Origin of the sequence: Rhodovibrio sodomensis (genome assembly GCF_016583645.1) — a bacterium.
GTDB lineage: Bacteria > Pseudomonadota > Alphaproteobacteria > Kiloniellales > Rhodovibrionaceae > Rhodovibrio > Rhodovibrio sodomensis.
The window spans coordinates 1-21,486 of the sequence record NZ_NRRL01000075.1; the positions used below are offsets into that span (position 1 = coordinate 1).

Below are 21,486 nucleotides of genomic sequence, written 5' to 3' on the forward strand. Positions count from 1 at the left end.
CGGAGGTCGAGGACTGGCTGGCGGAAGCCCGGCCGGACGCGGTCGTCCTCGCCGCGGCCAAGGTGGGCGGCATCCTGGCGAACGACCGCTACCCGGCGGACTTCCTGCAGGACAACCTGCAGATGGAGACCAACGTGATCGCCGCGGCGCAGCGGCTGGGGGTGGAGAAGCTGGTGTTCCTGGGCTCCAGCTGCATCTACCCCAAGCACGCCGAGCAGCCGCTCACCGAGGACGCGCTGCTCACGGGGCCGCTGGAGCCGACCAACCAATGGTACGCGGTCGCCAAGATCGCCGGCATCAAGCTGTGCCAGGCGCACCGCCGGCAACACGGCGCGGACTTCGTCTCGGCGATGCCGACCAACCTGTACGGGCCCGGCGACACCTTCCATCCCGAGCACAGCCACGTCATTCCGGCTCTAATCCGCCGCTTCCACGAGGCCAAGGTCAACGGCGACCGCGAGGTCACCGTCTGGGGCAGCGGCACGCCGATGCGCGAGTTCCTCTACGTCGACGACTGCGCGGACGCGGTCGTGCACATCCTGAAGCACTATTCCGGCGAGCGGCACCTCAACGTCGGCACCGGCGCCGACGTCACGATTCGCCAGCTGGCGGAGACGATAAAGCAGGTCGTCGGCTTCGAGGGCGAGCTCGTCTGGGACACCACAAAGCCCGACGGCACCCCGCGCAAGGTGCTCGACGTCGCCCGCATCAACGCGCTCGGCTGGCGGGCCCAGGTCGACCTCGAAACCGGCCTCGCCCGCACCTACGACTGGTACCTGCGCCACATCGACGAGGCGCGGACGGTCTAACCTAGCTCGCGCGCGCTGTCGTCCTGCGGCGCCGTCATCTGCCTGACGCGAAACGGCAACCTCAGCTTCACTTGCCACGGGCGCTCCGGTTCGGCCTTTATCGGTCTGTAACGAGCTGAGCGGATCGAGGCGATCGGAGGGTGAGGCGCGTGCGCATCCTGGTCTTGGGCGGCGACGGGTTCTGCGGCTGGCCGACCGCGCTGGAGCTGTCGGCGCGCGATCACGCGGTGACGATCGTGGACAACCTGTCGCGCCGGAACATCGACAACGAGCTGGAGGCCGGTTCGCTCACCCCGATTCGGCCGATGGGCGAACGGCTGCGCGCCTGGGCCGAGGTCTCCGGCCGGGAGATCGGCTTCGTGCGCTTCGACGTCGCGGAGCACTACCACCGCCTGCTCACCCTGCTGCGCGACTGGCAGCCGGAGGCGATCGTCCATTTCGCCGAGCAGCGCGCCGCGCCCTATTCGATGAAGTCGTCGTGGCACAAGCGTTACACCGTGGCCAACAACCTGAACGCCACCAACAACGTGCTGGCGGCGATCGTGGAATCCGGCGTCGACGCCCACCTGATCCACCTCGGCACCATGGGGGTCTACGGCTACGGCACCGCCGGCGTGCGCATCCCGGAAGGCTACCTGGAGGTCAAGGTCGAGCTGGAGGACGGCCGGGAGGTCCGGCAGGAGATCCTGTATCCGCCCAACCCGGGCAGCATCTACCACCTGACCAAGACGCAGGATCAGCTGTTCTTCGCGTTTTACAACAAGAACGACGGGGTCAAGGTGACCGACCTGCACCAGGGCATCGTCTGGGGCACCCAGACCGATCAGACCGCGCGCGACGACCGGCTGATCAACCGGTTCGACTACGACGGCGACTACGGCACGGTGCTCAACCGCTTCCTGATGCAGGCGGCGGTCGACTATCCGCTGACCGTCCACGGCACCGGCGGGCAGACCCGCGCGTTCATCCATATCCAGGACACCGTGCGCTGCATCGCCCTGGCCGCGGAGACCCCGCCGCAGACCGGCGAGCGGGTGCGCATCGTCAATCAGATGACCGAGACGCACCAGGTGAAGGCGCTGGCGGAGAAGGTCTCGGCGCTGACCGGCACGCCGGTCGCCTACGTCGACAACCCGCGCAAGGAAGCCTGCGAGAACGACCTCTACGTGCGCAACGACACGCTGCTCCGCCTCGGCCTGGCGCCGATCAAGCTGGACGACGGCCTGCTCACCGAGGTGACCGAGATCGCCCAGCGCTACCGCGACCGGATCGACACCGCGAAGATCCCCTGCGTGTCCCGCTGGTAAGCGGCCGGCAAGCGCACTTGTGCGCGGCTGCGGGCCCTGTTAGGCACTTCCGGCTCAGGCGTTCTTGTGCCGGCCCCGGCCCGCCCCGTGCGCGGCCGGGCGTCCGGCGTCCCGGTGGTCGAGCGGTGCATGAGAGACGACGCGAGGCGAGCCCAGGGCGCGGCCCCCGGGCCTGACAGCTACATCCAGACCGGCACGGAAGCGCTGGACTACGGCCTGGACGGCCTGGGCCAACTGCGCGCGGCGCTGCAGGACGCGCCGCTGCGCGACGCGTTCGCCCGGGCGGTCGAGACGATCCTCGGCATGGAGGGCCGGCTGATCGTGGTCGGCGTGGGCAAGAGCGGCCACATCGGCAGCAAGCTCGCCGCCACCTTCGCCTCCACCGGCACGCCGGCGTTCTTCGTCCACCCGTCCGAGGCCAGCCACGGCGACCTCGGCATGATCTCCACCAAGGACATCATCCTGGCGCTGTCCTGGTCCGGGCAGACGGCGGAGCTGCGCGATCTGGTCGGCTACGCCAAGCGCCAGCGGGTCCCGCTGCTGTCGATCACCAGCGGCACCGAGAGCATGCTCGCCCAGGCTTCGGACACCGCGCTGATCCTGCCCAAGGCGCGCGAGGCCTGCCCGCTCAACCTCGCGCCCACCACCTCGACGATGCTGCAGCTGGCGCTGGGCGACGCGCTCGCCATGGCGCTCCTGGACGCGCGCGGCTTCACCGCCAGCAACTTCCAGGAGTTCCACCCCGGCGGCAAGCTGGGCGTGTCGCTGCGGGCTGTCTCCTCGGTCATGGTCACCGGCGACATGCTGCCGACCGTCTCGGCCGACAGCACGGTCGCCGCCGCGATCGCGCGGATCAGCTCGAACGGCTTCGGCATCGTCGGCATCCTGGACCAGGATGGCGGGCTGATGGGCGTGATCACCGACGGCGACCTGCGCCGCTACATGCAGGCGCGCGCCGAGCAGACGGTGGACGATGCGCTGAACAGCGTGCGCGCGGTCGACATCATGACCCGACAGCCGGTGATGGTGGGCACCGACACGATGGTCGCCTCGGTGCTCGCGGTGATGCAGGAGAAGAAGATCTCCGCCGTGTTCGTCGCCGACCCGGACAAGGTCGGGGCCGACACCCGGGCGATCGGCCATCCGCCGCCGCGCGGCATCATCACCTTCATGCACCTCTTGCAGCTGGGCGCCGTCTAGCCGCGCCGCGCGCGCCGGAACACCGCCATGCATACCGCGATCCTGATCCCCGCCCGCTACCAATCCAAGCGCTACCCCGGCAAGCCGCTGGCGGAGCTGACCGGCGCGCACGGCACCGCGAAATCGCTGATCCGCCGGTCGTGGGAGCGCGCGCGGGCGGTCGCCGGCGTCGATCATGTCGTGGTCGCCACCGACGACGACCGGATCGCCGAGCACTGCGCCGGCTTCGGCGCGGTTGTCGCGATGACCCCGGCCGACTGCGCCAACGGGACGGAACGCTGCGCGGCCGCGGCCGGCAGCCTCGACACCGCGCCGGAGGTGGTGGTCAACTTCCAGGGCGACGCGCCGCTGACCCCGGCGCACGTGGTCGAGACGCTGCTCCAGGCGATGCGCGATGATCCCGGGATTGCCGTCGCCACGCCCGTCGTGCGCTGCGACGCCACCATGCTGGCGGCGTTCGAAGGGACCCGCCGGCAGGGCGGGATCGGCGAGACCTCGGCGGTGTTCGACCGGCAGGGCCGGGCGCTTTACTTCTCCAAGGAAATCCTGCCCACCCGCCGGGCCGACGCGGCCGAACTCGCCACCCCGGTGTTCCAGCACATGGGCATCTACGCCTACCGCACGGATGCGCTGACCCGCTACGGCGACTGGCCGGTCGGACGGCTGGAGGCGCACGAGGGCCTGGAGCAGTTGCGCTTCCTGGAGAACGGCCACCGGGTGCAGTGCTGCGCGGTCGACCTGCGCGGCCAGCCGGTCCACGAGCTCAACAACCCCGACGACAAGCCGCGGATCGAGGCGGTGCTGCGCGATCACGGCATCGACTGACCCGCCGGCGAAACGGAACACCCCCGCCCGCATGACCGACACCCCGCCCGACCCCGCCGCCGCCGCGCGCGCCGCCTTCGAGGCGACGGCGCGGAACTACGCGCGCCTGGCGGAGATGTCGGACGAGATCGCCGACGTCGCGGCGTTCGTCGTCGCGCGGCTGCGGCGCGGCGGCACGCTGATGTTGTGCGGCAACGGCGGCTCCGCGGCCGACGCGCAGCACATCGCCGCCGAGCTGGTCGGCCGCTTCCAGGCGGAACGCCAGCCGATCCGCGCGCTGGCGCTGGGCCAGAACGTCTCCACCGCGACCGCCGTCACCAACGACTACGCGTTCGACCAGGTGTTCGCGCGCGAACTGACCGCCTTCGCCCGGCCGGAAGACGTGCTGATCGGGATCACCACCAGCGCCACCAGCGCCAACGTGCTGCGCGCGCTCGAGGCCGCGCGCGCGCTCGGCGCCGGCACGGTCGGGCTGACCGGCGCCCACGCGGGCGATCTGCCGGCGCTGTGCGACCGCCTGATCCAGGCGCCCGCGCGCGAGACCGCCCGGATCCAGGAACTGCACATCGGCATCGGCCACGCGCTCTGCCAGATCGTCGAGGCGGAATTGGGCCGGGCCCGGTAGCATGGCCGCTGGCCTACACCTCGTCGCGCACCAGGAAGCGGGCGCCGAGCGCGTAGACGCGTTGCCAGTTGTCGGGGTCGACCGCGATCCCCTGGTCGATGGCGTCGCGCTCGCGCGCCTGTACCGCGTTGCCGGTCAGGCGCAGGTCGGCCTGCCGGCGCCGGCTCGTCGTCTCCGCCACGCGCGGGCCGGCGATCAGGTCGACCGTGCCGTCGTCGGGATCGCTGTCCGGTTTCGCGGGCCCGCGCACCAGCGCGACCTCGCCGCCGCAGGCGGTCGCGCAGATCACCCGGTCGCCGACGCGCGCGCGGATCACCACGGTCAGGCCGCGCTCCGCGGCGAGCGCCGACAGCCCGGCGGCGAAGTCGACGTCGCTGCACCCCGACAGGTGCACCGTGCTGCCGGCGTCGGGATCGTGCGGCCGGTCCGGGTCGCCCGGGGCCGCCGCCGTGTCCGGCGCGAGCGTGCCCGCGATCAGCGTCTCCAGCAGGTCCATCGCCATCGCGCCGGCGTGCAGCAGGCTGGCCCCGCGCGCGTCCAGGCTGAGTTCGGTGTCGCCGCCGGTCACCTGCGGCTGCGGGATCGCCGCCCCATCCAGCCGGTCCAGGCGCGGCGCCAGCGCGTCCAGGCCGCCCAGGCCCCAGACGTCGTGCGCCGCGACCATGCGCGCGGCGTCGCGGGCCAGGCCGGCGGGCGTGCCCATGCCCTCGAACGCCCGGGCGTAGCGCGTCTCCAGCTCGTTCAACGAGACCCGCAGCTCCTGATCCGGCCGGTCGGTGTGTGGGCCGTCGGTCGGTGTGCTGCCGGTCGGTGTGCGGCCAGCCTGTTTCCGGTCGGTCTGGGAGCCGTCGCGCCGGGTCACCGCGCCCCCTGCCGCCGGGCGGCCGTGCCGTCGTCGTCGGGCAGGCTGGCGAACGTCCAGTCGTCGGGATCCAGCCCGCCGCGGGTCAGCTCCTCGGCGAGCGGGGCGCCCTGGAACAGCGTGATCCGGGTCCAGCGGTCGGACTTGGGGTCGAACTTCGACGCGCCGAAGAACGACAGCTTGAAGCGCAGCAGATCGATCGCCCGCATGTCGCCGCCGACCAGATTGTCGCGGACCTCCGCATAAGGCTGGCGCGCCAGCGTCTGCACCCGGCGGACCAGCCGGCGCCAGCCCGGCCGGCGCAACAGGAAGAACGCGACCGGCTGCCGGCGCTCGGACTCCGGCAGGTCGCTCAGGGCGCGGTGCAGGCGCTGCACCTGCAGGCCGATGCCGATCGGCATCTCCCGGTCCATGCCGGGGTCGCAGCAGCGCTCGCCCAGGCGCGGCTCCTCCTTGTTTTCCGAGCGGTACCAGAAGAACGCGTCCGCGCCCGCGGACTCCGCGTCGATCGCGAGCGCCCAGGCGTAGCCGTCTTCGATCAGCCGGATCAGGCGGTCGACCGGCATGGTGGCGTCCAGCCGGTCGGTCTCGTCCGCGCCCAATTGGTCCGCCAGGTCGTCGACCAGCTCGGGATAGGGCTCCAGGATCAGGCTGTTGAGCAGTTCCTGCGTCTCCAGGCTGAGCTCGGCCGCGCGCACGTCGCACAGCCAGCGCCAGGGGTGCCGGTCGGGCAGGCGGCCGGGCGGGCCGGCCGGGAACAGGTCGGCCTGCAGCGCGGCCAGCTCGTGGCGCAGCGTCTCGATCGCGGCCTGCTGCTGGGCGTCGCCCGTCGCCCAGTCGTGGGTGTAGTGCAGGGCCCGCTCGAGCAGCTGGGCGAACCGGGCGCGCTTGTCGTAGGTCGCCGCCTCGACCGCCTTGATCCGGGCGATCGCGGTCTCGCGCACCCGGTTCCAGCGGTGCACCAGCTGCGGGTGGCCGACGATGAAGGGCGCCATGCCCAGCCCCGTCGCGTTGCCCACGCCGATCGCCCGGCGCAGCTCGGGGTCGAGTGTCGTCGCGGTCTCGGGCGCGCGCCGGCGGGCCATCTCCTCGACCAGATCGAGCGAGACCTCGCGCGCCAGGTAGACGCTCAGCATCTGCGCGCGGAACGGCTGGTCGAACGGCCCCTTGGTCTGCAAGCGGGCGAAGTCGGCCAGGCCGAACTTGCCGTTGCCGTAGACGGCCGTGGTGCGGATCAGGTAGCCGACCCGGCCGATCTCCTGCGCGCTCGGCTGGCGGCCCTGGCTCAGCAGGTCGACCAGCCGCTCGAACAGACGCACCGACTTGTTGGCGCGGGACAGCACGATGTCGCGCGCGCGCATCCGACCGGCTTCCTGCAGCGGCACGTTGGCGCGCAGGCGGTCCATCTCGTCGGCGTCCGGCACGCCCTCGGTCAGCGCGAAGGTGTAGTCCCAGGCCTCCGCGATGACGCGGTCGGTGCGCTGCTCGGGATCGATGTCGCGGGCGAAGGTGACGAAGCTGTAGCGCCCCTGCGACGTGTCGACGGTGTAGAGCGCCTCGCCGGTGCCGTCGTCGGCGATGTCGAAGCGCCGGCAGGCGATCCGCCAGCCCTCGCGCGCCATCCGCCGGACCAGCGAGCGCACGAACGACAGCCGGGTCTGATGGAACGCGCCCATGCGCGCCAGCCGCATCACCTCGTCCGGCGCGCGCAGCGGATCGCGCGCCACCGTATCCAGCACGGGATCGCTGCCCGCGGCCTGGCCGTGCAGCAGCCGCGTCTCCGGCAGGTCGTGGCTCATCCTGACCTCCCTGGGGGCCCTCGCCCCGCGCCTGAGATCCCCTCTCCCTCGAGGGGAGAGGGAGGGGGCCCGCGCCGCGCAGCGGCGTGGGAGGGTGAGGGTGGGATTCCCCGTCGCGCGCCGGGGAGTTTCACCCTCACCCTAGCCCTCTCCCCTCGAGGGAGAGGGGACCCGCTGCATCAGCCGTCGAATCTCGCCGCGGGTCTACCCGTTGGCGTAGCCCTGCAGCTTCTCGTGCAGCGGATCCGAAATCTCGATGCCGTCGCGCGCGGTGCGGTCGCGGGCGCTGAGGCGGCCGTCGCCCGGCAGGCGCGCGCCGTCCTGGTCGGCGATCGCGGAGAGCAGGCGTTCCAGCTGCTCGGCGAAGCCAGGGCCGGCGAAGCTGTCGGGGTCGAACGCCAGGAACAGCTGGCCGGTGCGCGGCGGACCGCCGTCGTTGCTGGCGAACGACGATGCGTCGATCGACAGCGTCGCACGCGCCATCAGGGCCGCGAAGATCTCCACGATCAGCGCCTGGTTGGCCCCCTTGTAGCCGCCCGCGGGCAGCATCGTGCCGCCGGCCAGCGCGGCCGCCGGGTCGGTCGTCGGGGTGCCGTGCGCGTCGAGCGCCCAGCCCTCCGGCAGCGGTTCGCCGGACTGCTTGTGGACCACGACCTCCGACTTCGCGACGACGCTGGAGGACTGGTCGATCACCAGCGGCGCGCGGTCCGGGCGCGGCACGGCGCAGGCCAGCGGGTTGGTGCCGAACACCGCGTCCTTGCCGCCCCAGGGCGCGATCGACGCCGGCGCGTTGACGAAGCCGAGCGCGACCAGCCCGGTCTGCGCGATCCGCTCCAGATGATAGCCGACGACCCCGCAGTTGTAGGAGTTGGTGACCGCGAGCGCGGCCAGACCGGCCGCGCGCGCCAGGTCCGGCAGCTGTTCCAGGCCGAGGTCGATCGCCGGGTGGGCGAAGCCGTCGCGCGCGTCGACCCGGAGCACGCCCGGTTTGACGCGTTCGGCCGTCGGCTCGGCCGCGCCGTCGATCTTGCCGCAGCGCGCGTGTTCGCAATAGGTCGGCAGGCGCGCCAGGCCGTGGCTGTGGATGCCGTCGGCCTCCGCGGCGACGACCGACCTGGTCACGGACTCCGCGTTGGCCGGCGTAAGCCCGCTCGCGCTCAGCGCGCGGCGGGTCAGCTCCTCGACCTCCTGCAGGCTCAGCTTGATCGCCATCGCGGGCTCTCCTGAGTGGCGCCGCGCGGGGGTCGCTGCGCGGACAAGGTATCAGGCTTCCGGCTCCAGCGCGTCGGCCAGGAACCGCGCCCAGTTATCGCCCATCAGCCCGGCGACCTCCTCGGCCGAAAAGCCGCGGGCGCGCAGGCCGGTCGCCAGGTTGGGCGTGTCGGCCGGAGTCCGGAACCAGTCGGGCTGACTGGGCCAGGGCATCTCGGCGAACTCGGCCCGTTCGGCTTCCGGGACGTGGCGCCAGCGGCCGTTGCGCATCCAGTCGATCGTCCGCCCGTCCCAGCCGCGGCACATGTCGGAACCGATGCCGAGCCGGTCGACGCCGGCGATCTCGGCGGCGCGCGCGACCATGCCGGTGAACGCCTCCAGGCTGGTGTCGGCGCCCTCGGGCAGGTGGGGCGGGTACAGCGAGAAGCCCAGCATGCCGCCGGACTCGCCAAGCGCACGCAGCACCCGGTCCGACTTGTGGCGCGGCGTGTCGGTGAAAAAGCGCGGGTTGGCGTGGGTGACCGCGACCGGCCGGCGGGACAGCGCGATCGCCTCCAGCGTGGTCCGCTCGGCGGAATGCGACAGGTCGATCACCATGCCGGCGCGGTTCATCTCCGCGATCGCCGCCCGGCCGAACCGGCTGATCCCGGGATCGTCCAGCTCCGCGCAGCCGGCCCCGATCAGGCTCAGGTTGTTGTAGGTGAGCTGCATCACCTTGAGCCCGGCGTCCGCCATCACCTGGACGAGACCGACGTCGTCGTCGATCGGCGAGCAGTTCTGCGCGCCCAGCAGCACGCCGATCCGCGCTTCCGCGCGCGCCGCCTCCAGGTCCGCGCCGCGGCGTACCGGCCGGATCAGGTCGGCGTGCTCGCGCAGCCGCCAGTTCCACGCCGCCAGGCGCTCCAGCGTCTCGCGCGCCCGCTCGTGGTAGGCGATCGTGACCCCGACGGCCGTCAGCCCGCCCGCGCGCCATTCCTCGAAATGCTGGCGGGTCCAGTTGGAGTACTGGATCGCGTCGATCACGTGGCCGCGTCTGGCCATGGAGCCTCCGGGGAGCTGGAAACGGCGGTTACGGCTTGGTGTAGGCGGTCTTGGTCGTGGTGTAGAAGTCGCGGGCGTACTGGCCCTGCTCGCGCGGGCCGTAGCTGGACGCCTTCATGCCGCCGAACGGCACGTGGTAGTCCATCCCGCCGGTCGGCAGGTTGACGGTCACGATGCCGGACCGGCTGTTGGCCTTGAAGTGGCTGGCGCGCTTGAGCGAGTCGGTGCAGATCGCGCTGGTCAGGCCGTACTCGGTGTCGTTGGCGACGGCGAGCGCCTCCGCGTAGTCCTTGACCCGGATGACCGCGCAGACCGGGCCGAAGATCTCCTCCCGGTTGATCCGCATGTCGTTGCGCGTGCCGGTGAACAGGGCCGGCGCCAGGTAGTGCCCGCGCGTCGCGCGGTTCAGCAGCTGGCCGCCGGTGACCAGCTCCGCGCCCTCCTGCTGGCCGAGCGCGATGTAGTCCAGGTCCTGCTGCAGCTGCGTCTCGTCCACGACCGGGCCGCACTTGGTCTCCGGGTCCAGCGCGTGGCCGACGGTGTAGCCGGCCAGCTTGTCGCTCAGCGCGTCGACGAACCGGTCGTGAATGCCCTCCTGCACCACCAGGCGCGAGGAGGCGGTGCACTTCTGCCCGGTGCCGGAGTAGCCGTTGAGCGCGGCCGCGGCGGCGGTCTCCAGGTCCGCGTCGTCGAGCACCACCAGCGGGTTCTTGCCGCCCATCTCGAGCTGCACCTTCTTCATCGTCTCGGCGCAGCGCCGGGCGATGTGCCCGCCGGTCGCGGCGGAGCCGGTGAACGACACGGCCGCGACGTCGCGCGCGCTCAGGATCGCTTCGCCGACGTCTTTCCCGCGGCCCATCACCAGGTTGAACAGCCCTTCCGGCAGGCCGCTGCGGGAGATGATCTCGGCCAGCGCCCAGGCGGTGCCGGGCACCAGCTCGGCCGGCTTGAACACCACCGCGTTGCCGTAGGCGAGCGCCGGGGCGATCTTCCACGCCGGGATCGCCGCGGGGAAGTTCCAGGGCGTGATCAGGCCGACCACGCCCAGCGGCTCGCGCCGGACCTCGACCTCGACGCCCGGGCGCACGGACTGCGTGAAGTCGCCGTGCAGGCGCAGCGCCTCGCCGCCGTAGAACTTGAAGAACTGCCCGGCGCGCGCGACCTCGCCGACGCCTTCGGCGAGCGGCTTGCCCTCTTCGCGCGACAGCAGCCGGCCGATCTCGTCCTTCCGGCGGATCAACTCGTCGCCGATGAACTCCAGCGGCGCCTGGCGCTGCTCCGGCGTCAGGCCGGCCCACTGGGGAAACGCGCGCTTGGCCGCGTCGACGGCCGCGTGCGTATCCTCGGCGCTGGCGAAGGCGTAGGTGGCGATCGTGTCGTCCAGATCGGACGGGTTCACGTTCGCCACCGCCTCGCCCTCAGTGTGCCAGTCGCCGGCGATCAAGTTGCCGTAATCGGCGCGCGCCAAGGGGAGCTCCTTTCGGTCTCGGGGTTTCGCGGGCAGGGCACGGCGCTGTCTCGTCCCCTCTCCTCCCATGTGGCGGAGAGGGGACGTAATCGTGCCTCCGCCGACGATAAGCTATTGAAAACGATCCGCCGCTTTAATTAAAAATCCCAAATGATTTGATTGCCGTCGCTTATCGTCGATCGGCATATCGGGAGGGGGGGCCCGTTGAACGTCACGCTGAAGCATCTGCAGGCGTTTGTCGCGGTGGCGCAGGAGGGCAGCTTCACCCGCGCCGCCCGGCGGCTGGCGCTGTCGCAGCCGGCATTGACGATCCAGATGAACCAGTTCGAGGAGGAACTGGGCGTGCGGCTGTTCGACCGCACGACCCGGCGCGTGCTGCTGACCGACAACGGCGCGGAGTTCCTGCCCACCGCCGAGCGGTTGTTGGAGGATGTGCACAGCGCGATCGCCGAGGTGCGCGATGTCGCCGCCCGCCGGCGCGGCCGGGTTGGGGTGGCGACCCTGCCGTCGATCGCGGTCAAGCTGATGCCGGGGATGATCGCGTCCTTCCGGCAGGCCTATCCGGGCGTGTCCGTGCACCTGCTGGACGCCAACGCGAGCGGCGTGCAGGCGCGGGTGCGGCGCAAGGAGGTCGACTTCGGACTGGCCTCCCGATGGGCCCCGGACGAGGACCTGCACTTCGAGACGGTGATGCGCGACCCGTTCCGCGTGGTCTGCCGGCGCGACCACCCGCTGGCGGCGGGCGACGGGCCGCTGACCTGGGGCGACCTGGCGGAGCAGGACTTCCTCGGCCTGGCGCCCGACACCGGCATCCGCCCGCTGGTCGAGAGCATCCCCGACCTGCCGGCGAGCGTCCGGCAGCCGCCGGTCGAGGTGTCCAACATCGCGACCCTGGAGGGCATGCTGACCGCCGGCCTGGGGGTCACGGTGCTGCCCGAGCTGGCGCTGCCGGAGGACGCGCGCGGGCGCCTGACCTCACGCCCGCTGGCGGGACCCGCGCTGTCGCGCGCGCTGTGCGTGATCACCCGGCGCGGCCGCTCGCTCTCGCCGGCGGCGCAGAGCCTGCGCGATCTGATCGTCGCGCGGCTGGCGAGCGGACCGGTTGGGGACCAGCACGGGTAACCGGGGTCGACAGGCGTCAACTGACGCGAAGTTTATAAGCGGGCGCGATAGATCGTTTTATTTTTTTGATTTGCTTATGAGCGGCCCGAGTCATTTTACTGACGCAATAATTCAAACGGGCTGTCGAGAACGCGCCCGCGGCCGAGACGGGGCCGTTGGCTTATCGGGGCGTATCCAACCGTTCGACCCCCAGCATCTTCGCACATAGCAATCAAGGGCGGCAGACAAATGGCAGAGCGCACCGCGGACAGGGCGCCGCAAGAAGAACGGATCGGCATGAACGCCGGCTTCGGCGATCCTTGGGTCCTGGGAATCAGTGCCGGGTTCGTCGTCGCCTTCGTGGCGATGTCGATTTACGACGTCGATCTGCTCTCCATGCTGGTGAGCGCCGGCTTCGCCTGGACGGCGAAGTACCTGGGCTCGTTCTTCCAGCTGATCCTGCTGCTCACCTTCTTCATCGCGCTCGGCACGGCGGTCACGCCGGCGGCGAGCGCGAAGATGGGCAACCTCGATCAGCCGGAGATGAGCACCTTCAAGTGGGTGTCGATCATCATGTGCACCCTGTTGGCCGGCGGCGGCGTGTTCTTCGCCGCGGGCGAGCCGGTGTACCACTTCGTGGCGCAGGCGCCGCCCGCGTTCAGCGGCGTCGAGACCGGTACGGCGGAAGCGGTCCGCGGCGCGCTGGCGCAGTCGTTCATGCACTGGGGCTTCCTCGCCTGGGCGGTGCTGGGCTCGCTGACCTCGCTCGTGCTGGTGCACGCGCACTACACCCACGGCAAGCCGCTGCAGCCGCGCACGCTGTTGTTCCCGATCTTCGGCGAGCGGGTGATGCGCGGGGCGTTCGGCGGACTGGTCGACGCGGTCTGCGTGATCGCGGTGGTCGCCGGCACGGTCGGCCCGATCGGCTTCCTGGCGACCCAGGTGGCCTACGGCATGAACGTGCTGTTCGGGATCCCGGATACCTACGCCACCCAGTTGGGCGTGCTGGTGATCCTGGGCGCGATCTACGTCACCAGCGCGATGACCGGCATCCACCGGGGCATTCAGTTTCTCAGCCGGATGAACGTCTACCTGGCGCTCGCCATCGCGGCGGTGATCTTCCTGTTCGGCCCGACGCTGTTCCTGATGAACAGCTGGATGCAGGGCTTTGGCACCTACATCAGCAACTTCTTCGAGATGGCCACCATGACCGCGCAGACCGCGCCCGCATGGTGGATGAAGTGGTGGACGGTGTTCTTCTTCGCCTGGTTCCTCGGCTACGGCCCGCTGATGGCGCTGTTCGTCGCGCGGATCTCGCGCGGCCGGACGATCCGGGAGATGATCGTCGCGGTGGCCATCCTGGCGCCGGTCGCCTCCACTATCTGGTTCACCCTGCTGGGCGGCTCGGGCATCTACTATCAGCTGAACGGCATGATCGACCTGCAGCAGGCCCTGACCAACTTCCAGTTCGACGTCGCCACCCTGACGGTGGCCCAAGCGCTGCCGCTGGGCACGCTGATGGCGGTGGCGATCCTGGTGCTGACCACGATCTTCGTCGCCACCACCGGCGACAGCATGAGCTACACGATCTCCATGGTCGCCACCGGCCACGACCAGCCGTCCAGCCTGGTGCGGGCCTTCTGGGGCATCATGATGGCGGTGATGGCGGCGATCCTGCTGTTCATGGGCTCCGGGCAGGTGTCGGCGCTGCAGCAGTTCATCGTGATCACCGCGATCCCGGTGTCGCTGGTGATCCTGCCATCGCTCTGGCTGGGCCCGCGCGCGGCTTACCAGATGGCGCAGGAGCAGGGGCTGGTACGCTGACCCGGCGTCTTTGAACGCGCCCCGCGCGCGGGGGCAAGGGCCGCCCGCCCGGGGCCGCCCGCCCGGGACCGCCGGCCACCCCGGCCGGCCCCCGGGCCGGGCGGCCCTTTTTTGCCGCGATCCAACGCATGCGCCGTGCGGGCCTAGAGCAAGATGCTGCAAGGTGAAGCCACCTTTCAGCTGAATCTTGCTCTCTCTTCAAGCAGTTAGAGCAAAATCGATGACGGTCGACTCGACCTTCATCGATTTTGCTCTAGGTGACAATTGCGGGAGCTCCTCTGGGCCAATCCGCGGCGGTTTGCCGATCCGGTTGCCTGGGAGCCGCTGTTCGAGGTTGCGGCGCGCCGCGACTGTGCCTGGGACGCGGAGAACGCGGCCGGCGTCACCACGCGCGCGTGAGCTGCGTGCGTTTGCCGGCTTGTCCGCCGGTCCCGCGCGCCGTATACCGGCGCCGGCGCGAAGCGCGGCCGGGGCCAGGCCTGTCACGACGGCCCCGACGCGCCATGTCGGTCATGGCAATCGTGACCGAAGGACTTCGGGGAGACCGCGCAGCCATGGACGCGACCGGCGACATCCGTTTGAACGCGCCGCCGGACGTCGTCTGGGCGGCGATGCGCGATCCCGAGGTGCTGAAGGCGAGCGTGCCCGGCTGCAAGGCGGTCCATGTCGAAGGGCCGCACGATTACCGGATGGACCTGGACGGTACCTGGGGCCCGATCCGCGCGCACTTTCACGTGCACGTGCGGATCGAGGACGTGCAGGGCCTGAGCGACGGCTACCCGGACAGCTACCGGCTGAGCGCCCGCGGCGAGGGCGCGCTCGGGCTGGCGGCCGGGCATTCCGATATCTCGCTCAAGCCCGACGGCGCGCGGGCGACCGTGCTGACCTACACCGCCGCCGGCGAGCCGGACAGCATGCTGGCCCGCCTGGGCGACCGCCTGCTGCGCCGGGCGGCCGGCAAGCTGTCGGAAAAGTTCTTCAAACGCTTCGCCAGCGCGCTCGACAAGCGCGCGGCCTGACAACGCCGGGGCGCACGCGCGCACGCATCGCGTATTTCCGTCCATTAGAGACGAAACAGGCCCGGATGCCATCGACCCGGGCCTGCCTCACTGTGATGTGGCACTGGTCCCGCGCGCGGGCGGTTCCGCGGCGACCGCTGTCGCTATCCGCGACGCCGCGCCGTCAAACCCAGTCCGACCAAGCCGATCCCGAACATCAGCAGCGTCGCCGGGAGCGGGATGTTACCGCCGGGCTGCCCGAACACCTGGATGTTGGAAAGGCCCTGTGGCGTCGTCCAGGTCCCGGACGTCTCGCCGTTCAGCGCGAAGACGGCGTAAGTCGTGGCCCATTTCAGGGTCACGAAAACGTTGTCGGTGTCGGCGAGGGTCGTGCTCCAGCTGCCGCTCTTGATGTCGTCGTCGTCCTGACCCGCGGCGCCGCTGAAGGTGAACAGGTTGGTGCCGCTCTCCAGGTCGAAGAAGAGATCATCCTCCTCGTTCTCGTACTTGACGATGAAGTCGAGCGGCGTGCCGGCCAAACCTTCGATGTCGGTTTGATTCGGTTGGCCGGTCTTGCTGGCTTGGCCCACGCACGCCGCATCCGGGGCGGGGGTGAGCGTCGCTGTGCACGACGGGGCGGCTTGTGCGGCCGGGACCAGAAGGGCGGCGAGCGCTATCGCGGCTGCCGTGCGTGCGATCCAGTTTGCGATGGAGTTCATCTCTTCGCCTTGTGTTCGGTCGTCCTGGACAGCGACGGCGTCGTATGTCCGGCCCGCTCATGATGATGCACGGGTGTTTGCACGTTTCGTGCCACAACTGGAAAGCCGCACGAACCGGCCACGGCTTCGATGGCGATCGGGGTCCGGTGTCCGATTTACTTACGCATTGGTTCGGCTGCGTGCTGTAAAGCGTCAAACGGCTTTACAGGCAGGGGGGTCTGCGCGGAGCCGGGGCGTGCGAGAAGCGCCCGGACCTGGAGAAAGGAAACGTCCGGCAGGCTGTCGATAAAAGCGCCCGAGGCGCCAAGCCTGCGAGAGCAAAATCGATGAAGGGCGGGTCGACCTTCATCATGCTTGAGCTCGACAAGCGTGTCGTTTCAGCCGATCGACAGGAGCGCGGGCGACCGGTATAGCCGTGGCGCGATCGATCCCGGGCGCGGCCCGAGGCCGAGCTTACATCTGCGATGCCACGGCCAGCAGCGCTTCCGGCGCCGGCAGGGCGAGCTGCGGGGCGTTGAGCTCCGCGAATGTCTCCACCGGCAGGACCCGCCGCGCGTTCATGTCGAAGCCCTGGCCGGCGGTCAGCGCGTGTACCGTGACGTTGGACAGCGCGATCGCTTCGCCCTGGGCGATCTCGGCGATGTTCGACTGGTCGATCGACCAGCTGTCGACGATGATTACGTGGCCGCTGCCGATCGTCTCCAGGATGCGGTCGGGATGCACCACCACGGCCGTGTCCTCGCCCAGACCGATGCCCAGCCGTTCGGGGTTGGCGGCGCCGACCTCCAGCAGCCGGGTGAAGCGGCCGCGCTGGACGAAGTGGCTGTCGATCACGACGCCCGGCACGAAGGCGAGGCCGCTGGTCATCTTGACGTTGCCCTTGTGCAGGCTCGCCGCCGGGTCGCCGTCGTAGATCATGGTCCGCGACATCGCCGCCGCGCCGGCGCTGGTGCCGGCGATCACGGCGCCTTCCGCGTGCCGGCGGCGCATCGCGGCCAGCAGCTCCGTGCCGCCGAGGACATGGGTCAGGCGCAGCTGGTCGCCGCCGGTCAGGAACACGACGTCGGACGCGCTGACCTGCGCCACGATCGCCGGGTCGTTGGCGTGCTTACGGGTGCGCACGTCGAGCAGGTGCACCGTGGGCACGCCCATCGCCGTGAACGTCTCCTGATACATCGGCAGGATGATCTCGGGGATCTGGCTCGCGGTCGCGATCACCGACACGCTCGGGACCGGTGTCCGCGCGAGCTTGAGGACGCGGCGCAGGACCGCGCGCGCGGAGGTCTTGTCCTCCGCGCCGCCGATGGCGACGAAACGGCCCAGGGGTGCGGCACCGTCGGTATGCATGGAGCGTGGCGTCCGAAAGCGGGTGCCCTGGATCGAGCGCCCGCGGCGTTTGGAACAAGCAGCCAAGGCACGCGGTAGGGAACCACGTCCGCTCGGGACAAGGTGCCTGGGGTCGGATCGACCGGCGGTATGAAGTCTCGCCGGAGTTTCTTAAAGAAAGCGCAAGATTCGCCCGAAAGCCATCCGAGCTTCGCCGGTCCTGCCCCAGCTTCACGCGGCCTGGTTGTCGTTCGGCATCCGGCCGGAGATCAGGTTCAGGAAGCGGTAGTGCTCGGCCACCGCGCGCGGCATGCGGAAGCGCACGTCGCCGTCGACGAACTCCAGCGTTTCGGTCGCCGGCTCGAACGCCACGCGGTACTCGCCGGCCGGGGCCACCAGGGACTGGCCGTCCTGGGCGGTCAGGACGATCCGCTTGTCCGGGCCGCGATCGTTGATCTTCAAGGCACAGGTCACAGTCATGGCATCAACCTCCTCGACCCGTCCGCCGCCGCAACCGCGCGGGGCCCTGGTCTTGGAGCCATTATCTGCGCGCATGCGTGCACATTTCTGCATGTTGATTTCGCGGGCACCGTCATGCACTGGACGCAGCTCAGCCACCGCACGTTCTGCTTGACTTCTGCAATGAAAACGCCGGCGCCCCGAGGGTCGGGACGCCGGCGTCGTGCGCCGTCGATCCAGCCGCCCGCGCCGCCGGCCGGGCGGCCGATCGCGCGGGCGTTTCTGGGTGGGTAGTCTGGGGGCTCTTACAGCAGGTCGATCACCACGCGGCGGTTGGCGCGCTCGCGCACTTGGTCGCCGCGCTCGATCGCCGGGCGGGTCTTGCCGCGCGCGGCAACCCCGATCCGGTCCTCGGCGACGCCCATCTCGACCAGCACGTCGCGCACCGCCTCGGCCCGGCGGAGCGAGAGCGCCTGGTTGTAGGCGTCGGTGCCGGTGCTGTCGGTGTAGCCGGTGACCACGAGGTCGACGGCCTGGTCGTCCCGGGCCGCCTGGGCGGCCTTGCGGATGATGCCGCGGGCCTGCTCGTCCACCTGGGCGCTGTCGAACGCGAAGGTGACGGTCCAGGACTCCTGCACGTCCGCCTCGGGCGTCACCGCCGGGGCCGGCTCGGCCTCCGGCGCGTCGGCTTGCATGCCGGCGCGCAGCTGGTTGTAGGCCGTGCGGAAGGCCTGGCGGCAGGCCTGGATGTCATTCGCCTGATGGCCCTCTTCCTGCTGCTCGATCCAGCAGTCCAGGCGCGCCTGCGCGCGGGCCGCCAGGTCCGGCATCTTGCTGCGGGCGGACGCGTCGAGGATCGACACCAGGTTCGCGCGGGCGTCCGCGATCTCCTGCGTCTTGTCGGCCGGCAGGTCCCAGTCGGACAGCTGCTCCGGCGCGGCCACCCGGCCCGACGCGGTCGCCTTCGCCTTGTTCGCGAAATGCTCCGCGTCGATCCAGTCGCCCTCCGCGACCTCGGACCGGGCGAAGCCCTTGTACTCGACCGTTAGCGCGCGGGTGAAGTCGTTGCCCGCCGTGGCCTCGATGCTGTCCAGGTTCTGCGCGTTGTAGACCGCACAGCCGGACAGCAGGGCCGCCGACACGCCGACGGCCAGAAGGTGTTTCAAACGCATGCGTGGTGTCCCTTTCATTCGTGTTCTTGTCGTCTTTGGGTCGGACCCAATCTCCCCGAAAACGCCCGACCTTCCCCGATGCGCGCGGTTCAGACGGCGCGTCGGCGGCGGGCCGGCGCGTTTTGCGTCCACGGCCTCCAAGCGCGCGAAGCGGATAGCCTCGGCGGGCGACGTCAACGACCGAGCGTTAGCTATCGCAATTTGCCGGAGACGGGGGGGCGGTGGGGACCGGAACCGGGACGCGCACTTTACACGTGTTAATTTGCGCCTGCGAGCGATTACGCGGCGGTTGGTAAATTTACACCTGTCGCGATTGCGGCTATTCTCAGCCCCGCGCCGAGGTTGAGCGGCCCGCTTGACCGGTGCCATCGGGACGTTCGGGGCGGGCCCGTTAGGCGATGCCGCTGATCCTGGGATTGAACGCCTATCATGCCGACGCGGCGGCCGCGCTGCTGTGCGACGGCCAGGTGCTTGCGGCGGTGGAGGAAGAGCGGCTGCGCCGGGTCAAGCACTGGGCCGGCCTGCCGACCCGCGCGGCGGCCGCGTGCCTCGCGATCGCGGGGGCCGAGGCGCGCGATCTCGACGCGATCGCGGTCAACCGCCGGCCGGGCGCGGCCCTGGGCGCGAAGACATTGTTCGCCCTGCGCCACCCGGCCGCCCTGGCGCGCGCCCCCGACCGCCTGGCCAACCGGCGCGCGTTCGCCGCCGCGCCAGTGCAGATCGCCGCCGATCTGGGCGCTGGCCGGGTGCGCGGCCTCGCGGTCGGGCACCACGCGGCGCACCTGGCGTATGCGGCCGCGAGCGCACCGTGGCACGATGGCGCCGCCGTGTCGGTCGATGGGTTCGGCGACTTCCTCAGCACCCTGACCGCCCGGGTGCGGGAAGGCGAGCCGGTCGCGACCGGCCGCGTGAGCTTCCCGCACTCCCTGGGTGTCCTGTACCAGGCGGTGACCCAGCACCTGGGCTTCCCGAACGTGGGCGACGAGTACAAGGCGATGGGGCTGGCCGCCCACGGCCGTCAGAACCGGGTCGATGCGCTGGACCGCCTGATCCGGCTGCGCCGGGGCGGTCGGTTCGCGCTGAACCTGCGCTACTTCCGGCACACCCGGCCCGGCTTCGCCTACCGCTGGCACGGCGGCGCGCCCAAGGTTGGCGCGCTGTTCGGCCCGCAGGTCGAAGACCTCCTCGGGCCCGCGCGGGCGCCGAGTGACCCCATCGAACCGATCCACGCCGACCTCGCGGCCAGCTTGCAGGCGGTCTACGAACGCACCCTCTGGCACGTGCTGCGGCACGCAAGCGCCAGGGCCCACGGCGCGGCGAGCCTGGCGCTCGCCGGCGGCTGCGCGCACAACGTCGTCGCCAACGCCCGGATCCCGGCGGAAACGCCGTTCACGCGCGTCCACGTTCCCCCGGCGCCGGGCGACGCCGGCGGCGCGGTGGGGGCGGCGCTGGTCGCCCACCGCCGGCTGACCGGGCGGCCGGCGCGGCCGGTCGATGCCGGCGCCTACCTGGGCCCCGAGATCGCCGACGCGGACGTGGCCGCCGCGCTCGCCGCGCGGGCGGGGGCGTTACGGCAGGCCGGGTGCCGGGTGGGCTGGCAGCCGCCGGACGAGATGGCCCGGGCCGCCGCCCAGGCGATCGCCGGCGGAAAGCTGGTCGGCTGGGTCCAGGGGCGGATGGAATGGGGGCCGCGGGCGCTGGGCGCCCGCTCGCTGCTGGCGGATCCGCGCCGTGCGGACGTGCGCGCGCTGTTGAACGACCGGATCAAGCAGCGCGAGACGTTCCGGCCGTTCGCCGCGGCGGTGCTGGACGCGCGCCTGGCCGAATGGTTCGACACGGATCGGTTGGACGGCGCCCAGGACCTGCGCTGGATGAGCATGGCGGTGCCGGTCCGTCCCGCGCGGCGGGCGCGGGTGCCGGCGATCGTGCACGCCGACGGCAGCAGCCGGCCGCAGCGCGTCACCGCCGCCGACGCGCCGCGGTTCCACGACCTGATCGTCCGGTTCGAGGCGCTGACCGGCGTGCCGATGCTGCTCAACACGTCCCTGAACCGGCAGACGCCGATCGTCTGCACGCCGGGCGAAGCGCTCGACCTGTTCCTGGAGACCGGCTTGCACCGCCTGTGCGTGGGCGGCGCGACCGTGGTCCGCGACGGGTAGGCGCCGACCCTGGAGCGAAATCGATGAAGGTCGGGTCGACCTGCATCTTGCTCTAACCGCCCGACAGCGCCCGCGGCCGGGCGAACGCGGCGTAGGTGCGCGCCAGCCCGTCGGCGAGCTCGACCTCCGGCCGCCAGTCGAGGCGGGCCGCCGCCTTGGCCGGGCTGGCGCGGGTGGTCCGGACCTCGGCCGGGCGTGCCGGCGCGTAGCTCAGGGGCGGCACCGGCAGCCCGTGCGCGTGCAACAGGTCCTGGACCGCGCCGGCCAGGTCGGCGATCGCGGTCGGGCGGCCGGTGGCGATCTGGAACGTCTCGCCCGCGGCCGCCGGGTGCGCGGCGGCTCGGCGCAGGGCCCGGACGACGTCGCCGACGTATACCCCTAACCTTCCAAAATCCGAAAATCTTGGTGGGTTATGATGCGGAAGTTGTCGGACACCTGTTCCCTGAATGTCTTCCATTCTCTTGGAATAGTGTCTCGAAAGAACACCAGGATAGCATCGGCGAATTGTTTCCGGGTGGGGTAATGACGGTTGTGCGTCACGCGCTGATGCATGACCGCCCATAATCGCTCGATCGGGTTC

Annotated in this window: 21 protein-coding genes and 1 pseudogene; 11 read left to right on the plus strand and 11 right to left on the minus strand. The window is 70.9% G+C overall.

Translation table 11 applies throughout. The features are described from left to right. The 5 genes from CKO28_RS19340 to CKO28_RS19360 all read left to right on the plus strand — a co-directional run. On the plus strand, positions 1 to 809 hold an 809-nt coding region (locus tag CKO28_RS19340), incomplete at its 5' end, for a GDP-L-fucose synthase family protein (RefSeq protein WP_242480666.1). A gap of 149 nt (positions 810 to 958) precedes the next feature. Beyond that, positions 959 to 2,116, plus strand: a complete 1,158-nt coding sequence (locus CKO28_RS19345; protein ID WP_200342459.1) for an NAD-dependent epimerase/dehydratase family protein — start codon at positions 959 to 961, stop codon at positions 2,114 to 2,116. A gap of 129 nt (positions 2,117 to 2,245) precedes the next feature. Further along, positions 2,246 to 3,316: a KpsF/GutQ family sugar-phosphate isomerase gene (locus CKO28_RS19350; RefSeq protein WP_200342460.1), complete on the plus strand. Its 1,071-nt coding sequence runs from the start codon at positions 2,246 to 2,248 to the stop codon at positions 3,314 to 3,316. A 27-nt stretch (positions 3,317 to 3,343) separates the two neighbouring features. Further along, complete coding sequence (locus CKO28_RS19355; RefSeq protein WP_200342461.1) at positions 3,344 to 4,141, plus strand: 3-deoxy-manno-octulosonate cytidylyltransferase; 798 nt, start codon at positions 3,344 to 3,346, stop codon at positions 4,139 to 4,141. A gap of 31 nt (positions 4,142 to 4,172) precedes the next feature. Next, the gene (locus CKO28_RS19360) at positions 4,173 to 4,766 is read left to right on the plus strand and encodes a D-sedoheptulose-7-phosphate isomerase (RefSeq protein ID WP_200342462.1); all 594 of its coding nucleotides are present in this window, start codon (positions 4,173 to 4,175) and stop codon (positions 4,764 to 4,766) included. Between the two features lie 13 nt (positions 4,767 to 4,779). Here CKO28_RS19360 and CKO28_RS19365 read toward each other — a convergent pair whose 3' ends face one another. From CKO28_RS19365 to CKO28_RS19385, 5 genes are all read right to left on the minus strand, one after another. Further along, entirely contained in the window at positions 4,780 to 5,628 is an 849-nt protein-coding gene (locus tag CKO28_RS19365; protein WP_200342463.1) for a DUF3726 domain-containing protein, read from the minus strand. Continuing rightward, the gene (locus tag CKO28_RS19370) at positions 5,625 to 7,427 is read right to left on the minus strand and encodes a hypothetical protein (RefSeq protein ID WP_200342464.1); all 1,803 of its coding nucleotides are present in this window, start codon (positions 7,425 to 7,427) and stop codon (positions 5,625 to 5,627) included. Before CKO28_RS19370 ends, CKO28_RS19365 begins: the two co-directional genes overlap by 4 nt. A 204-nt stretch (positions 7,428 to 7,631) precedes the next feature. Beyond that, on the minus strand, positions 7,632 to 8,639 hold the full coding sequence (locus CKO28_RS19375; protein WP_200342465.1) for an Ldh family oxidoreductase: 1,008 nt from the start codon (positions 8,637 to 8,639) through the stop codon (positions 7,632 to 7,634). Between the two features lie 51 nt (positions 8,640 to 8,690). Beyond that, complete coding sequence (locus CKO28_RS19380) at positions 8,691 to 9,680, minus strand: membrane dipeptidase (protein WP_200342466.1); 990 nt, start codon at positions 9,678 to 9,680, stop codon at positions 8,691 to 8,693. A gap of 28 nt (positions 9,681 to 9,708) precedes the next feature. Continuing rightward, positions 9,709 to 11,148, minus strand: coding sequence for an aldehyde dehydrogenase family protein (locus CKO28_RS19385; protein ID WP_242480667.1), 1,440 nt, complete (start codon positions 11,146 to 11,148; stop codon positions 9,709 to 9,711). A 204-nt stretch (positions 11,149 to 11,352) separates the two neighbouring features. Here CKO28_RS19385 and CKO28_RS19390 point away from each other — a divergent pair, with 204 nt between their 5' ends. The 4 genes from CKO28_RS19390 to CKO28_RS19400 all read left to right on the plus strand — a co-directional run bounded on the left by CKO28_RS19390 (position 11,353) and on the right by CKO28_RS19400 (position 15,092). Further along, the gene (locus CKO28_RS19390) at positions 11,353 to 12,270 is read left to right on the plus strand and encodes a LysR family transcriptional regulator (protein WP_200342468.1); all 918 of its coding nucleotides are present in this window, start codon (positions 11,353 to 11,355) and stop codon (positions 12,268 to 12,270) included. Positions 12,271 to 12,498: 228 nt separating this feature from the next. Next, positions 12,499 to 14,073, plus strand: a complete 1,575-nt coding sequence (locus tag CKO28_RS19395; protein WP_200342469.1) for a BCCT family transporter — start codon at positions 12,499 to 12,501, stop codon at positions 14,071 to 14,073. Positions 14,074 to 14,337: 264 nt separating this feature from the next. Further along, positions 14,338 to 14,472: a hypothetical protein gene (locus tag CKO28_RS28925; protein ID WP_274611016.1), complete on the plus strand. Its 135-nt coding sequence runs from the start codon at positions 14,338 to 14,340 to the stop codon at positions 14,470 to 14,472. 155 nt (positions 14,473 to 14,627) lie between these two features. Further along, the gene (locus CKO28_RS19400) at positions 14,628 to 15,092 is read left to right on the plus strand and encodes an SRPBCC family protein (RefSeq protein ID WP_200342470.1); all 465 of its coding nucleotides are present in this window, start codon (positions 14,628 to 14,630) and stop codon (positions 15,090 to 15,092) included. A 143-nt stretch (positions 15,093 to 15,235) separates the two neighbouring features. On the opposite strand, the gene CKO28_RS19405 is transcribed toward CKO28_RS19400, so the two are convergent. The 4 genes from CKO28_RS19405 to CKO28_RS19420 form a co-directional block, all read right to left on the minus strand. Continuing rightward, complete coding sequence (locus CKO28_RS19405) at positions 15,236 to 15,790, minus strand: PEP-CTERM sorting domain-containing protein (RefSeq protein ID WP_200342471.1); 555 nt, start codon at positions 15,788 to 15,790, stop codon at positions 15,236 to 15,238. 453 nt (positions 15,791 to 16,243) lie between these two features. After that, positions 16,244 to 17,137: a cyanophycinase gene (locus tag CKO28_RS19410; protein ID WP_200342472.1), complete on the minus strand. Its 894-nt coding sequence runs from the start codon at positions 17,135 to 17,137 to the stop codon at positions 16,244 to 16,246. A 210-nt stretch (positions 17,138 to 17,347) separates the two neighbouring features. Then, positions 17,348 to 17,596 carry a hypothetical protein gene (locus CKO28_RS19415; RefSeq protein ID WP_200342473.1) on the minus strand — a complete coding sequence of 83 codons (249 nt, stop codon included), beginning with the start codon at positions 17,594 to 17,596 and terminating at the stop codon, positions 17,348 to 17,350. A 284-nt stretch (positions 17,597 to 17,880) separates the two neighbouring features. Continuing rightward, on the minus strand, positions 17,881 to 18,747 hold the full coding sequence (locus CKO28_RS19420; RefSeq protein WP_200342474.1) for an OmpA family protein: 867 nt from the start codon (positions 18,745 to 18,747) through the stop codon (positions 17,881 to 17,883). Positions 18,748 to 19,145: 398 nt separating this feature from the next. Here CKO28_RS19420 and CKO28_RS19425 point away from each other — a divergent pair, with 398 nt between their 5' ends. After that, a complete protein-coding gene (locus CKO28_RS19425; RefSeq protein WP_200342475.1) occupies positions 19,146 to 20,906 on the plus strand; it encodes a carbamoyltransferase C-terminal domain-containing protein in 1,761 nt (586 codons plus the stop codon). Positions 20,907 to 20,958: 52 nt separating this feature from the next. Here CKO28_RS19425 and CKO28_RS29175 read toward each other — a convergent pair whose 3' ends face one another. After that, positions 20,959 to 21,150, minus strand: a complete 192-nt coding sequence (locus tag CKO28_RS29175) for a hypothetical protein (protein WP_207168877.1) — start codon at positions 21,148 to 21,150, stop codon at positions 20,959 to 20,961. On the opposite strand from CKO28_RS29175, the gene CKO28_RS29180 reads away from it, so the two are divergent. Beyond that, the gene (locus CKO28_RS29180) at positions 21,145 to 21,288 is read left to right on the plus strand and encodes a hypothetical protein (protein ID WP_207168878.1); all 144 of its coding nucleotides are present in this window, start codon (positions 21,145 to 21,147) and stop codon (positions 21,286 to 21,288) included. The two genes, CKO28_RS29175 and CKO28_RS29180, sit on opposite strands and share 6 nt — an antisense overlap. Here the strand turns inward: CKO28_RS29180 and CKO28_RS28100 are convergent. Beyond that, positions 21,285 to 21,486, minus strand: a pseudogene (locus CKO28_RS28100) (hypothetical protein); the annotation flags it as partial. The gene CKO28_RS29180 and the pseudogene CKO28_RS28100 overlap by 4 nt on opposite strands.

Excerpts from the sequence above, each read along its gene's own strand:
- CKO28_RS19405 (WP_200342471.1), bottom strand. The coding sequence starts at position 15,790 with ATGAACTCCATCGCAAACTGGATCGCACGCACGGCAGCCGCGATAGCG.
- CKO28_RS19370 (WP_200342464.1), bottom strand. The coding sequence starts at position 7,427 with ATGAGCCACGACCTGCCGGAGACGCGGCTGCTGCACGGCCAGGCCGCG.
- CKO28_RS19410 (WP_200342472.1), bottom strand. The coding sequence starts at position 17,137 with ATGCATACCGACGGTGCCGCACCCCTGGGCCGTTTCGTCGCCATCGGC.
- CKO28_RS19415 (WP_200342473.1), bottom strand. The coding sequence starts at position 17,596 with ATGACTGTGACCTGTGCCTTGAAGATCAACGATCGCGGCCCGGACAAG.
- CKO28_RS19425 (WP_200342475.1), top strand. The coding sequence starts at position 19,146 with ATGCCGCTGATCCTGGGATTGAACGCCTATCATGCCGACGCGGCGGCC.
- CKO28_RS19375 (WP_200342465.1), bottom strand. The coding sequence starts at position 8,639 with ATGGCGATCAAGCTGAGCCTGCAGGAGGTCGAGGAGCTGACCCGCCGC.
- CKO28_RS19350 (WP_200342460.1), top strand. The coding sequence starts at position 2,246 with ATGAGAGACGACGCGAGGCGAGCCCAGGGCGCGGCCCCCGGGCCTGAC.
- CKO28_RS19355 (WP_200342461.1), top strand. The coding sequence starts at position 3,344 with ATGCATACCGCGATCCTGATCCCCGCCCGCTACCAATCCAAGCGCTAC.
- CKO28_RS19395 (WP_200342469.1), top strand. The coding sequence starts at position 12,499 with ATGGCAGAGCGCACCGCGGACAGGGCGCCGCAAGAAGAACGGATCGGC.
- CKO28_RS19380 (WP_200342466.1), bottom strand. The coding sequence starts at position 9,680 with ATGGCCAGACGCGGCCACGTGATCGACGCGATCCAGTACTCCAACTGG.
- CKO28_RS19360 (WP_200342462.1), top strand. The coding sequence starts at position 4,173 with ATGACCGACACCCCGCCCGACCCCGCCGCCGCCGCGCGCGCCGCCTTC.
- CKO28_RS19400 (WP_200342470.1), top strand. The coding sequence starts at position 14,628 with ATGGACGCGACCGGCGACATCCGTTTGAACGCGCCGCCGGACGTCGTC.
- CKO28_RS19420 (WP_200342474.1), bottom strand. The coding sequence starts at position 18,747 with ATGCGTTTGAAACACCTTCTGGCCGTCGGCGTGTCGGCGGCCCTGCTG.